Source organism: Azospirillum sp. A1-3 (assembly GCF_023806445.1).
GTDB lineage: Bacteria > Pseudomonadota > Alphaproteobacteria > Azospirillales > Azospirillaceae > Azospirillum.
Genome location: NZ_JAMSLU010000004.1, coordinates 267,029 through 279,762, shown reverse-complemented (window position 1 = coordinate 279,762; position 12,734 = coordinate 267,029). Strand labels below are relative to the sequence as shown.

The window sequence follows — 12,734 nt, the reverse complement described above, 5'->3', positions numbered from 1 at the left end:
GCGACCGATGGTTCAGGCGACCTCTGCCGGGTCACGGGTGGGCTGGCGGGGGGCGGAGGGGGCGTCCGGCGCCGGGTCGCCGCGGATTTCCGCCGGCAGCTCCGGGTTTGCGGGGGTGCCCCGTCCCGCCTTCATCTCGGCCAGGATGCGGGCATAGCGGGCGACGGTGTTGGGCGTGACGTTGACCAGCGTGCCGGTCCCGCCGCCGCCGGCGACGAGCCGGGCGACCTGGAACAGGGCGCGCCCCTTCTCCAGCACCTCGCCCGGCAGCATCCACAGGATGGAATCGATGTTGGACGCCAGCCATTCCGGCCGCCCGCTGCGGGTCAGGCGGCGTTCGGCCGCCCGCACCTGCGCGGTGTTGCGGATGGTGTAGAAGGGCGACCAGCCATCCCAATCGCCGGCGGTGAAGGGCAGGGCCACGAACTCCCCGTCGACCAGCGCCGGTTCCGCCGAACCGAAGGCGGCCTTGGTCCACATGTAGTCGAAGCCGGCGGAACGGACGGCGGCGGCGACCTCCCGCCGCAGGGGACCGGGGCGGGCGCTGTCATAGGGCCGCCACGCCTCATAGAAACGGTCGAGCCGGTAGCGGCGCAGCGCATTGCCGATCAGGCGCCGGGCGTCCATGGCCGGAGCCCCGGCCCGTGTCGGCGCCTTGCGGGGCGTGCCCTCCGTCGCGGCCTCAACGCTGGCCGCCGGGGTTTCCGACGGGCGCGGACGGGGCGAGATGCGCAGGACGGGCCGGCCCTCCTCCCAATGCAAACGCGGGGTGCGGCCTGGCACCAGGGGGGAGTCGACCAGCGGCCACCAGCCGCGCGGCATCAGCCCCGGCGGCAGCATGGTCGCCATTTCCGCGCGGGCGTCGGTCAGCAGGCGGGCCAGTTCGTCGCTCGGCATCTCGCCTTCGGCGCAGACCCCACGGCCGGTGCTGCCCAGCAGCAGTTCCACCCGGCCCAGCACGCCGCCGCGTTCCTCCGGCACCGACAGCAGCGCGAGGTCGGCGGGGCTGGACTGGGTCAGGCTGTCGACGGTGACCACCAGTCCGCAACGCAGGCCGGTCGCCGCCACCAGATCGAGGATGCGCGGGATGCAGTGCAGTTCACGGATCATGCCGGACCACAGCACCAGCGTGGTCAGCACCCGCCCCTCAGTCGCCCAGCGGCGCAGGGTGGCGTCGTCCGGTTCGTAATCGGTGAAGGGGCGCGGCGGCTCCGCGATGCGCAGCGGCACGTCGGCCGTGCTGGCGAAGGGCGGATCGGGATCGACGATCTGCAGCCCGCGGCCCAGGCGGCCCAGGGCGAAGAAGTCGTGGTCGTCGAACTGCCGGCCATAGACCGGATCGGCTCCGTTGCGGATCAGGTCGGCGGCGCGCTCGATCACGTCGGTCTGCGGCCGGCCATAGAGCGGCAGCAGACGCTTTGCCGCCGCCAGCGGCAGCTGCGCCGCGATCAGATCGGGATCGCCCAGCAGCGTTCCCCGGCCCCAGCCGGCATGGCGGTGGGCCAGCGCGGCGCTGAAGCTGGCATAGCTTTCCCCCGCCACCCTGCCTTCGACCGCGTCGAGGCCGCCGGGGAAGTGGCGGGCGCGCACCGGGTCGACGCAATGGCCGGTGAAATGGCGGGCGCCCAGCGTCTCCAGCCGCTGCCGCAGCCCGGCGTCGGCGCCGACATCGATGCCGAGGCAGGGCTTCGCCATCAATTGCGGGTAGAGGAACGGCGCGGCGACGATGCCGAGCGGGGTCTGCGGCGCCATGTCCAGCACCGCGACCTCTGCCGGGATCGGCTGCTCCAGCAGGCGGAAGGCAGCCTCGTAGAGCGCGGCGGGGTCGGTGCTGCGCAGGGCGGATTCGCCCCCTGCCTCTACCACCGGCCACAGCGGGGAAGCCGGATCGCCCAGCGCCACGACGCGGTAGCGGGTGGTCAGCCACAGCGCATGGTCCAAGTGCCGGCCGCCGGCCATCAGGCTGCCGGTGCCGGTCGCTTCGGTGCGGTTGCCGTCCTCCCAGCCGCCGAAATGGCGACCGCTGCGCCGCCCGTCGTAATAGAGGTCGAAGGCCCAGCCGGCGCGTTCCGCCGCGGCGGCCAGAACCGGCGCCATGGCGACGCGGTGCGGGTCGCCGCCGTGGGCGAGGAAAAGGAGCAGGGGCGGTTTGGTCACGATGCGTGCCCCTCCGTGCCCTTGCCGCCGCGCCGGCACCACCACAGGTGCCACTTCGCCACCCCCGGCGGGCCGAAATGTTCGGTCTTCTGCAGGGTCAGGCCGGTGGCGGCGATGGCCTTGCGCATTTCCGGCGCCCTATGGTGGCGGACCAGCGCCTTCCATTCCGGCAGGACGCCGTGGCAGCGCATGGTCGCCAGCAGCCGGTCGGGCCGCCAGCGGTAGTAGCCGGGATAGGCGATCACCCACAGCGGGTTGGCGTTGGTGGTGTCGCAGACGATCCGCCCGCCGGGCTTGACCACCCGCTGCAGCTCGCGCACGCCGGCTTCGAGGTCCGGCAGGTGGCAGAGCAAATCCATGGCGATGACGAGGTCGAAGCTGTCGTCGGCGAAGGGCAGCTTGCGGGCGTCGGCCTGCTGGACGGTCAGGGCCGGGAAGCGCTCCTTCGCCTCGGCCAGCATCTCGTGCGAGATGTCGACCAGCGTCACGTCGTGACGGCCGGCGAAGGGGCCGGTGATGCGGCCGTATCCGCCGCCGACATCGAGGATGCGCATCCGCGGCAGCCGCTCCAGCTCCGCCGCCACCGCGCGCCGCTTCTCGTCATAGATGCGGTAGAAGGGGGTGGTCGGGTGGTCGGGGCGGAAATGGCGGCGATAGCCGTTGTTGTAGATGCCGGAGCCTGCGGCCTGCGACCGCTCCGCCTTGGCGTTCTCCAGCAGGGCGGCGACCTGGGCGGCGACGGTGTCGACGTCGAAGCTCTTCGCATGCTCCAGCCCCGCCGCGGCGACGGCCTTCAGCCCCTCGGGGTCGGCCAGCCGGGCGATCAGCATATCGCGCAGCGGCTCCGCCTCCCCCGGCGGGACCAGCCAGCCGGTGCGGCCATGCTCGATGATTTCCGGGAAGCCGCCGCAGTCGCTGGCGACCACCGGCACGCCCAGCGCCATCGCCTCCACCACCACGAAGCCGAAGCTCTCCCACAGGGACGGGACGACCGCCATCTCCGCCCGCGCCACCACGGCCAGCGCATCGTTGCGCGGCAGGGCGCCGGTGAAATGGACCCGGTCGGCCACCGGCGCGACGTCGCGGCGGAACTGGTCGATGATCGCGGTGCTCGCGACGTCCTCCCCGCCGATCATCATCAGATGCAGGTCGGGGTTGGCGGCCAGCACGCCGGGAATGGCACGGCCCAGCGTGGCGATGCCTTTGCGTCCCTCCAGCCGCCCGAAGAAGGCGATGAAGCGCTTCGGCAGCGTCATCGGCGGCTCGGCCGTCCGGTTCGCCGCCACCGCGGCGAGATCGATGCTGTTGGGGATGACCTGGACCAGCTCCGGCGGGATGCGCCAGTAATCGGCCACCCGCCGGGCGATGGCGCGGGTGGAGGCGTAGATCGCCGCGCTGCGCTTGGTCTGGTCGCGTTCGAGCGCGTTCAGCAGATGGGTGTGCGGCACCCAGGGCTGCGTGTTGGTGTCCATCACCAGCCCGGTCGGCGTCGCCAGCCGCGTCACCACGGGAATGGTGCTGAAACGGGTCAGCCACCAGGCGTCGGCATCGAACTCGGCGGCATGAACCACGTCGGGACGGAAGGCGCGGACGGCGTCGGCCAGCCGGCGGTTGGTCCGGAACCGGTCCACGACCGCATGCAGGTGCGGCCCCGGATCGACGCGGTTCACCGTCACGCCGTCCTCGATGGTGGTGCCGGCCGGCAGGCCGCCGGCCTTCCACGGGGTCACCACCTGGACGGTGTGGCCCAGCCGCGCCAGCGCACGGGCCATCGTGTGGGTGTGGGTGGCGATACCGCCGAGCTTCTCGCCGGGTGGGTATTCGGGCGTCAAGAGCGACAGTCGCATTGTGGATCCCCCAAATCCTGTAGGTTCTGTCATTTGCCTGCGGGTCCGGCCGGAGCGGCGGTCACCGGAGGCGGCTTGGCGAGTGCGATCAGGCGCCGCGGCAATGCCGCGAGCACCGCCGGGTCGGGAAGGAAGACGCGCCAGGGCAGTCCGGTCTCCCGGCGGTAGAGGATCGCCGCGGTGGCGAACACCAGCGTGTAGGCCACCGTGGAGACGATGGCAGCGGCCAGGATCCCGCCGCTGCGCAGGAACAGCAGCAGGCCGCCCAGCGTGACCAGCATGCCCAGCAGGTTGGCCATGGTGGCGGTGAAGGGTCGGTTCTCCGCATAGAGCCCGTTCAGCAGGATCGAGGCGGCGGCGTAGAGAACGGCGCCCGGCAGCAGAAGCCGCAGCGGAAGCGCGCTGTCGGCGAAGGACGGGCCGTAGACCAGCCTGATGGCAATGTCGGCGAAGACGAACAGCCCGCCGCCGAGCAGCCCGCCGATGGCGAAGGTCACCTGCAGGCTGTTCAGCACCAGCGCCCGCCCCGACTGGCCCCGCCGGGTGGCGGCGGGCATCACGACGGTGGCCAGCGCGCTGGACAGGCTGACGATCAGCCAGGACAGGCTGGTCGCCAGGGCGTAGAGCCCGACCTGTTTTGCCGGCAGGACGGCCGGGATGATCAGCAGGTCCAGCCGCTGGGTGATGACGCCGCCCACCACGTCGCCATGGGTGCGCAGCGCATACCAGAGCGTCTGCCGGCCGAGCGCCGGGTTGGGACGGCCGATCCCGTGGCGGCGGACCAGCAGGACCGTGGCCACGACCAGCACCAGCGTGCTCATCGCCGCCTGCACGATGACGGCGGCCTCCACCGTGAAGTGACCGGCGGCCCAAAGGACGGCGTAGAGCGTGGCGACGCCGGCCGGCTGGATGAAGTTCAGCGCGTTGAAGCTGCGGAAATCCTGATCGCCCAGGATCAGCCCCAGCATCAGCTCCGCCAGGAGGGCCATGGCGATCATGGGCAGATAGAGGCGCGCCAGTTCCAGCGTCTCAATCGGCTGCGCGGCCAGCAGCAGCGGCAGCAGCAGATAGCCGGTGCCGATCGCCAGCGCCGCCAGCGGCAGCAGGATCAGCGTCCAGGTGCTCAGCAGCCGGCCGCCGGCCGAATGGTCCCGCGACAGCGCGTAGGTGACCGCCTTGCCGCAGCCCATGGCGAACAGCCAGCCCAGCATCTGAATGGTGGTGAGGACGGCGGTCAGCTCCCCCCGCCCCTCCGGACCGATGGTGCGGGCGACGAGGATTCCCGTCAGCAGTCCGAGCGCCATCGTGGCGGCGGTGACGAGTACAGTCGTCACGCCATGCCGGGCGAAACCGCCCCCCTTCGCCGCCGCCTTGCGTCCGGTCAGACCTTTCAGCATCGCGCCTTCACCCCCGTCGAAGTCCCTGAAGTGTGCGCACTGAGTCCTCCCCCGGATTCGTGCTTCTTGTTTTGTCGGCAGGCCGGTCCCCACCAGGGGAGACCATCATGGGTCATGAACGTCACCAAGAATTAGTTGAATGTCACAACAATTACTTGGTTACCATAAAAATTGCCGCAGAGTGGAACAGCGATCTTTGGGCGCCGTTATTAGCTCAGGCGAGCATTTTTGTTGTGCATTGCAAACTGAACGGTAGTGGGGTGTTGGGCGACGGTCAACGCCGCTTTCGGAACTGTTCTTCCCGCACACCGGGGGAGTATTTTTCTTTGATCGTCCGTTGCCGGGAACTGGGAGTCTTAGCGTATCTTTCGGGCATTGGTTATCAGCGACGCCCATGTTCCGGCATCGGGAGTAGTCCGTTGCCGGACCGGCGGCACACGAGAGGAGAGGGGGAAGCGCGGTTGCGTTTCGCTGCCGGGTGCGGTGGCGGTGCCGCAGCCCGTTCGATGCGGGCCCCAATGTCCGGCCGGTCAGGCTGATCCACAAAAGGTTGCAGTCGGGGCCGCTAGCCCAATCGCCGCAGGACGCGCCGGTTCAGTGCCGCCGTTTCAGTCAGCGTCGGCCATCCGCGCGGCGGTTGAGCCGCGCACGATGCAGGTGCCGCCCAGGATGAGGCGGCGGCGGGGACGGTCCGGCGTTTCCAGCCGTTCGAACAGCAGGGCCATCGCCGATTGGCCGATGTCCTGCACCGGCTGCTCGATGACGGTCAGGCCGGGACCGACCAGTTCCGTCCAGGGTTCATTGTCGAATCCGGCCACCGCCAGCCCGTCGGGGATCGACAGCTTCAGCCGGCGGGCGGCCTTCACCACGCCCATCAGGAACAGGCTGTTGCTGACGATGAAGGCTTCCGGCCTGTCGGGCTCCGCCATCCAGTCCACCACCGCGGCCTCCGCCGCGTCGGCATGGGGGGCGAGGAAGCGGGCGGCCGGCGCCAGTCCGCGGGCCGACATGGCGGTGCGATAGCCCTCGTACCGCTCTTGGCCGGTGGTGCTGGTGTTGCCGAACAGGCCGGCGATCCGGCGATAGCCCTGGGCGTGCAGATGCTCAACCAACATTGCCGCGGCGCGCGGGTTGTCCAGGACCACGGCGTCGTGGCGGGCGGTCGGCGCGTTGCGGTCGATCAGCACGACGGGAAAGTCGAGGTCGAGCGTGTCGAGCCGGTCGAGCGTCGCGCGGGTCGGGGCGAAGATCAGGCCGGTGATCCGCTCCTCCTGCATCAGGCGCAGGTACAGCTCCTCCCGCTCCGGATTCTCGTCGCTGTTGCACAGGATCACGCGCATGCCGGCGCGATAGGCCGCATCCTCCACCGCGCGGCTGACGGCGGTGAAGAAGGGGTTGCGGATGTCCGATACCACCAGCCCGATGGTCTGCGAATGCTGAGAGCGCAGCCGCCTTGCCGACAGGTTGGGGCGGTAGCCGGTGGCGCGCACCGCGTCCTCCACCCGCTTGCGCAACGCTTCGCTGACAGGGCCGTTGCTCAGTACGCGCGACACGGTGGCGACCGATACGCCGGCAGCCAGGGCCACGTCCTTGATGCTGGCGGTCTTGCCGGAGGCGTTCATCTGCAAACCAGTGGTGGTAGGGGGTGCCCCGTAAGGGGAGGCGATCTTAGCCGTGCGCGGCCCGGCCTGACCAGAGCGGGTTGGGGCGAGGATGTTTTTCTGAAAACGTTTCCAATGCGGTGACCGGAGCATTCCCCATTTCAGCCCGCTTGACAAGACGCTCTGCTGAAAAAGTGCCGATGCTGCATTGCGGCAGCCGTTGACAGTCCGCCTGTAATCGTTTTCACTGAGGATCAAGAGGACAGACAAGAACACGCGGAGGAGACGGTTGCCATGGCCACCGACACGCACCCCTTGAGCCTTCCCCCCGATCTGATCCGCCTGGGCGCCGCCCCGGCCGGGAAGGAGGCGGCGATCCGCGAGGCGGCGCAGCTGCTGATCGCCGCGGGCTGCATCGACCCCGCCTATGCCGACAGCATGATCCGCCGGGAATCGGTGGCGAACACCTTCCTCGGCCATGGCGTCGCCATTCCGCACGGCATGGTGGACGACCGCAATCTGGTCCGCCGCAACGGCATCGCCATCCTGCAGGTGCCGGACGGCGTGGTCTGGAACGATGGGCAGACCTCCCGGCTGGTCGTCGCCATCGCCGCCCAGTCCGATGCCCACATCGCCATCCTGCGCCGCCTGACCCGCCTGATGCAGGACGAGGCGCGGCTGAATGCCCTGTTCACCACCACCGATCCCGCCGATCTCGCCGCCGCCCTGTCGGACGAGACCGCCGCCCCGGCCACGCCCGCATCAGAGGCCGGCGACCTCGCCGAGAGCTTCGAATGGGTGGTCGATTACCCGACCGGCCTGCATGCCCGCCCAGCCGCCACCTGGGTCGAGACCGCCCGAGCGGCTTCCGGCCGGGTGCGCGTCCGTCATGGCGACGAGGCCGTGGACGGCAAGACGCTGGTGGCGCTGCTGCAGCTTGGCCTGCGCCCCGGCGACCGCATCACGGTGTCCGCCGACGGTCCCGATGCGCGCGCGGTGCTGAACCGCCTGCGCGCCACCATCACCGGCCTCAGTGCGCGGGAGAAGGCGGACGCCGCCGCCGCGGCGCGCAAGGCGAAGGCCGTGGTGCAGGGCTGGACCCCGCCGCCCATGGCCGGGCGCGAAATGCCGGTGGTCGCCGGTATCGGTGCCAGTCCCGGTCTTGCCATCGGGCCGGTGCATGTGATGCCGAAGGCCGACCTGACGGTTCCCGACCGGCCCGCCCCGCTGCTGGAGGGCGGCAACCGCCTGCACGAGGCGCTGAACCTGACCCGCCAGCAGTTGAAGGCGCTGGCCGACGACACCGCCCGCCGGCTCGGCCCCGCCGAAGCGGGTATCTTCGCCGCGCAAGCGGAGCTGCTGAACGACACCGACCTGATCACGCTCGCCTGCCAGCTGATGGTGGAGGGGCATGGTCCCGGCTGGTCGTGGAACGAGGCGGTGGAGCGCAGCGCTGCCAAGCTGGCCGCCAACCCCAACCCGGTGCTGGCCGGCCGCGCCGCCGATCTGCGCGATGTCGGCCGCCGGGTGCTGACCCGCATCGATCCGGACATGCGCGGCGGCTCCATTCGCGACCTGCCGGACACCCCCTGCATCCTGGTCGCCGACGATTTGTCGCCGTCCGACACCGCCGCGCTCGACATGGGCCGCGTCATCGGTCTGGCGACGGCGCAGGGCGGACCGACCTCCCACACCGCGATCCTGGCGCGCACGCTGGGGCTGCCGGCGATGGTGGCGGGCGGCGGCGCGCTGACCGAGCTTGCCAACGGCACGACCGCCATCCTCGACGGCCAGTCCGGCCGCCTGTACCTCGACCCGCCCGACACCGCCCTGGCCGCCGCGCTTGGCTGGATCGAGGAGCAGCGCGTCAAGAAGGCCCATCAGGAGGAGCGGCGGGGCCTGCCTGCCCGCACCCGCGACGGCCACACGGTGGAGATCGGCGCCAACGTCAACCGCCCCGATCAGGTGCCTGTCGCCCTGTCGCAGGGAGCCGAAGGTGTCGGCCTGATGCGCACCGAGTTCCTGTTCCTGGAGCGCGGCGACGCCCCCAGCGAGGAGGAGCAGTACCAGACCTACCGCGCCATGCTGGAGGCGCTGGACGGCCGTCCGCTGATCGTCCGCGCGCTCGACATCGGCGGCGACAAGCAGGTGCCGCACCTGCAGCTGCCGCATGAGGAGAACCCCTTCCTCGGCGTGCGCGGCGCCAGGCTGCTGCTGCGCCATCCGGAACTGCTGGAACCGCAGGTCCGCGCCCTCTACCGCGCCGCCAAGGGGGCGAAGCCGGGGGCGCTGCTGATCATGTTCCCGATGATCACCACGCTGCGCGAGATCGAGGCTCTGCGCGCGGTCTGCGACCGCATCCGGGCGGAACTGGACGCCCCGGCTGTACCGCTCGGCATCATGGTGGAGGTGCCGGCCGCCGCCATCCAGGCCGACGTGCTGGCCCGCCATGTCGATTTCTTCTCCATCGGCACCAACGACCTGACGCAATACGCGCTGGCCGTCGACCGCCAGCACCCCGAACTGGCGGCAGAGGCCGACAGCCTGCACCCGTCGGTGCTGCGCCTGATCCGCATGACGGTCGAGGGGGCCGAGAAGCATGGCCGCTGGGTCGGCGTCTGCGGAGGCATCGCCGGTGATCCGTTCGGCGCCGCCCTGCTGGCCGGCCTCGGCGTCCGCGAGCTGTCGATGACCCCGCGCGACATCCCCGGCGTCAAGGACCGGCTGCGCGACAGCGACCTCGCGGGTCTGCAGGCGCTGGCCCAGCGGGCGCTCGACTGCGAATCCTCCGACGAGGTGCGGGCGCTGGAGGGGGACGTATCATGACGAAAGCCGCCACCAAGCCTGTCGTCACCGTCACGCTGAACCCGGCCATCGACCAGACCATCACGGTGGATGCGCTGAAGCCCGGCAGCGTCCATCGCGCCAAGGCGGTGCGCCACAATGCCGGCGGCAAGGGCGTCAACGTCGCGAGCTGCCTTGCCGACTGGGGGACGCCGGTGGTCGCCACCGGACTGCTCGGCACCGGCAACGCGGCGCCGTTCGAGGCGCTGTTCCAGGCGAAGGGCATCGCCGACGCCTTCCTGCGGCTACCGGGCGAAACGCGCGTCAACATCAAGATCGCCGATCTTGCGGCCAACGACACGACGGACATCAACCTGCCGGGCCTCACCGCCGATCCCGGCGCGCTCGGCCGGGTGCAGGAGACGGTTCGCCGGCTTGTGGAGCCGGGCATCCCGGTCCTGCTGGCCGGCAGCCTGCCGGACGGTCTGCCCACCGACACCTATGCCATCCTGACCGCCGATCTGGCGGCGGCCGGGGCCCGCGTGGTGCTGGACAGCAGTGGGGCGCCGCTCGCAGCCGCCTTGGCCTCCACCGGCGCGCTGCCCCATTGCATCAAGCCCAACCGGCACGAGCTGGAGGATTGGGCCGGCCGGCCGCTGCCGACCGATGCCGACCTTCTGGACGCCGCGCGTGGACTGCAGCGGCGCGGCGTGTCGGTGGTGGCGGTGTCGCTGGGGACGGACGGCGCTCTCTTCGTGGATGGCGCCCGCGCCCTGCATGGCCGGTTGCCGCCGGTCCAGGCGCTGAGCACCGTCGGGGCGGGTGACGCCATGGTGGCGGGGCTGATCGCCGCCTTCCAGCAGGATGGCGGGCTGGAGGATGTGGCCCGGCTGTCGGTGGCCTTCGCCGGCGCCAAGCTCGGCTGCTTCGGCCCCAACCTGCCCGATCCGGCGACGGTGCGGGCGCTCGCCGCGCAGGTAACGCTGAGCCGGCTCGACTGAACCTGCCGAAAGCATCCGACGGACTTCAATACAGTGACAGGCGCGGGCGCGAACCCGCCAGGAGGAAACAATGGCGAACCTGTTGGCCGTGATCGCGGCGGGAGACCTCACCACCCAGGCGGTTCTGGCCGCCGAAGCGTTGCGCAAGGCGGCATCGTCGGCCGGCCACCGCATCCAAGTGGAAATCCGCACCAGCCTCGGCATCCAGTCGCCGCTCGACGCGGCGGCGTTGGCGGCGGCGGACGGCGTGGTGCTCGTCGGCGGCGGCGATCTGGAGGAGGGACGCTTCGGCGCGGTCAAGCGCGTTTCCGCTTCGCTGGACGAGGTGCTGGGCAATCCCGGCGCCGTGCTGGGGAACGTGCTCGGTTCCGCTGCTCCTCCGGCGGCATCGGCGCCGCGCCGGATCGTCGCCATCACCTCCTGCCCGACCGGCATCGCCCACACCTTCATGGCGGCCGAGGGCATCCAGCAGGCGGCGACCGCGCTGGGCCACAAGGTCCGGGTGGAGACGCAGGGCTCCGTCGGTGCGCGCGACACGCTGACCGACGAGGAGATCCGTGAGGCCGACGTCGTCCTGATCGCCGCCGACACCCAGATCGACCTGTCCCGCTTCGCCGGCAAGCGCGTGTTCCTCAGCGGCACCAAGCCCGCCATCAACGACGGCAAGGCCCTGGTCAACCGCGCCCTGGCGGAGGCGAAGATGCATGGCGCAGCCGGCGGTGCCTCGGGCGGCGCGACCCCGCTGGCCGATGCGGTCGCCGCCGGCAAGGCGGAGCGGTCGGCCCAGCGCACCGGCCCCTACAAGCATCTGATGACCGGCGTGTCCTTCATGCTGCCCTTCGTGGTGACGGGCGGCCTGCTGATCGCGCTCGCCTTCGCGCTGGGCGGCATCTACGTCTATGAGGAGTCCAACGCCGGGACGCTGGGCTATGCCCTGTTCCAGATCGGCGCCAAGGGGGCCTTCGCCCTGATGGTGCCGGCGCTGGCCGGCTACATCGCCTATTCCATCGCCGACCGCCCTGGCATCGCCCCCGGCATGGTGGGCGGCATGTTGGCCGGCAGCATCGGCGCCGGCTTCCTCGGTGGCATCGTCGCCGGCTTCATCGCCGGATACGGCACCGCCTTCCTGAACCGTCACATCAAGCTGCACCGCAACCTCGAAGGGCTGAAGCCGGTGCTGATCCTGCCGCTTCTGGGATCGCTGCTGACCGGCCTGCTGATGATCTATGTCGTCGGCACGCCCGTCGCCGAGGCGCTGGCCTGGATGAGCGCCTGGCTGAAGGGCATGCAGGGCAGCAGCGCCATCCTGCTCGGCCTGCTGATCGGCGCGATGATGGCCTTCGACATGGGCGGTCCGGTCAACAAGGCGGCCTACGCCTTCTCCACCGGCTTGATCGCGTCGCAGGTCTACACCCCGATGGCCGCCGCGATGGCCGCCGGCATGGTGCCGCCGCTGGGTCTGGCGCTCGCCACCAAGCTGTTCGCCGACCGCTTCACCCATGAGGAGCGCGAGGCCGGCAATGCCGCCGCCGTCCTGGGCATCGCCTTCATCACCGAAGGCGCCATTCCCTTCGCCGCCCGCGATCCGTTGCGCGTCATCCCGGCGCTGATGATCGGCGGCGCGCTGACCGGCGCCATTTCGATGGCGGTGGGGGCTGAGCTGAAGGTGCCCCATGGCGGCATCTTCGTCCTGCCGATCCCGAATGCGGTGACGCATCTGCTGGGCTATGTGGCGGCCCTGGTGGTCGGCACCGTGGTGACCGCCCTGGCGCTGCGCCTCCTGAAAAAGCCGATCGCCGCTGCCGCGGCGGCGCCGAAGCCGGCGGTCCAGGGGGCCGGCGTGCACGCCTGACCGTCACTCCGTTTCCTCTCGGGCGTCCTCCCGACCCTGGCCCCTTTCCGCACCCGCGGGGAGGGGCCTTCTTTTTGCTCAAGCTTCCGCGCCAG

Annotated in this window: 7 protein-coding genes; 3 read left to right on the top strand and 4 right to left on the bottom strand. The window is 70.8% G+C overall.

Annotation, left to right across the window (positions count from 1 at the left end; all coding sequences use genetic code 11):
• Positions 1–12 precede the first annotated feature (12 nt).
• The 4 genes from M5E06_RS22640 to M5E06_RS22625 all read right to left on the bottom strand — a co-directional run bounded on the left by M5E06_RS22640 (position 13) and on the right by M5E06_RS22625 (position 7,023).
• A complete protein-coding gene (locus tag M5E06_RS22640) occupies positions 13–2,157 on the bottom strand; it encodes a hypothetical protein (protein WP_252140121.1) in 2,145 nt (714 codons plus the stop codon).
• Positions 2,154–4,004 (bottom strand): glycosyltransferase, encoded by a 1,851-nt coding sequence (locus M5E06_RS22635; RefSeq protein ID WP_252140120.1) that lies wholly within the window; start codon positions 4,002–4,004, stop codon positions 2,154–2,156. The genes M5E06_RS22640 and M5E06_RS22635 overlap by 4 nt, the downstream gene beginning before the upstream one ends.
• A 29-nt stretch (positions 4,005–4,033) precedes the next feature.
• Positions 4,034–5,401: an oligosaccharide flippase family protein gene (locus M5E06_RS22630; protein WP_252140119.1), complete on the bottom strand. Its 1,368-nt coding sequence runs from the start codon at positions 5,399–5,401 to the stop codon at positions 4,034–4,036.
• Positions 5,402–6,009: 608 nt separating this feature from the next.
• Positions 6,010–7,023, bottom strand: coding sequence for a LacI family DNA-binding transcriptional regulator (locus tag M5E06_RS22625; RefSeq protein ID WP_252140118.1), 1,014 nt, complete (start codon positions 7,021–7,023; stop codon positions 6,010–6,012).
• Between the two features lie 273 nt (positions 7,024–7,296).
• On the opposite strand from M5E06_RS22625, the gene ptsP reads away from it, so the two are divergent.
• The 3 genes from ptsP to M5E06_RS22610 all read left to right on the top strand — a co-directional run bounded on the left by ptsP (position 7,297) and on the right by M5E06_RS22610 (position 12,639).
• Positions 7,297–9,828: a phosphoenolpyruvate--protein phosphotransferase gene (ptsP, locus tag M5E06_RS22620; RefSeq protein WP_252140117.1), complete on the top strand. Its 2,532-nt coding sequence runs from the start codon at positions 7,297–7,299 to the stop codon at positions 9,826–9,828.
• Entirely contained in the window at positions 9,825–10,787 is a 963-nt protein-coding gene (gene pfkB, locus M5E06_RS22615; RefSeq protein ID WP_252140116.1) for a 1-phosphofructokinase, read from the top strand. The genes ptsP and pfkB overlap by 4 nt, the downstream gene beginning before the upstream one ends.
• A gap of 70 nt (positions 10,788–10,857) precedes the next feature.
• On the top strand, positions 10,858–12,639 hold the full coding sequence (locus tag M5E06_RS22610; protein ID WP_252140115.1) for a PTS fructose transporter subunit IIC: 1,782 nt from the start codon (positions 10,858–10,860) through the stop codon (positions 12,637–12,639).
• Positions 12,640–12,734: the final 95 nt, after the last annotated feature.